The sequence below is a fragment of the Streptomyces sp. AC627_RSS907 genome (assembly GCF_019049165.1).
Genome location: NZ_JAGMUE010000442.1, coordinates 1 through 585, shown reverse-complemented (window position 1 = coordinate 585; position 585 = coordinate 1). Strand labels below are relative to the sequence as shown.

The 585-nt window shown below is 74.7% G+C and carries 1 protein-coding gene; it reads left to right on the top strand.

Annotated elements, in window-relative coordinates:
- On the top strand, window positions 1-585 hold a 585-nt coding region (locus tag KUM32_RS36365), incomplete at both ends, for a neutral/alkaline non-lysosomal ceramidase N-terminal domain-containing protein (protein WP_217146165.1).

The following is a 585-nucleotide window of genomic DNA, read 5'->3' as shown; positions in this document are numbered from 1 at the left end:
CCGCCAAGGCGCTCGAACTCTTCAACGGCGCCACGGAGGAGCTGCGCGGCCCCATCGACCACCGGCAGCGCTACGTCGACTTCTCCGCCGTGGACGTGGCCGGCCGCTACACCCCCGACGGCCAGCCGCACCACACCTGCCAGGCCGCGCTCGGGCAGGCGTTCACCGCCGGCGCCGAGGACGGCCCGGGGCCGGACCTGGTGGACGAGGGGGAGTTGAGGGCCAACCCGCTGGTGGTCGGCCTCGGCGCGGTGCTCAACCCGGCGCCGCCCGGGCTGCGCCGCTGCCAGGCGCCGAAGCCGGTCTTCCTGGCCACCGGCGCGCAGCGGCCGGCCTGGACGCCGCAGGTCCTGCCGGTGCAGCTCGTGCGCATCGGGCAGCTCACCCTCACCGCGGCCCCGGCCGAGTTCACCATCGCGGCCGGCCACCGGGTCACCGACACGGTCGCGGCCGAACTCGGCGACTCTTCGCGGCACACCGTGTTCGCCGGCTACTCCAACGCGTACAGCCAGTACGTCACCACGCCGCAGGAGTACGACGCCCAGCACTACGAGGGGGCCTCGACGCACTTCGGCCGCTACACCC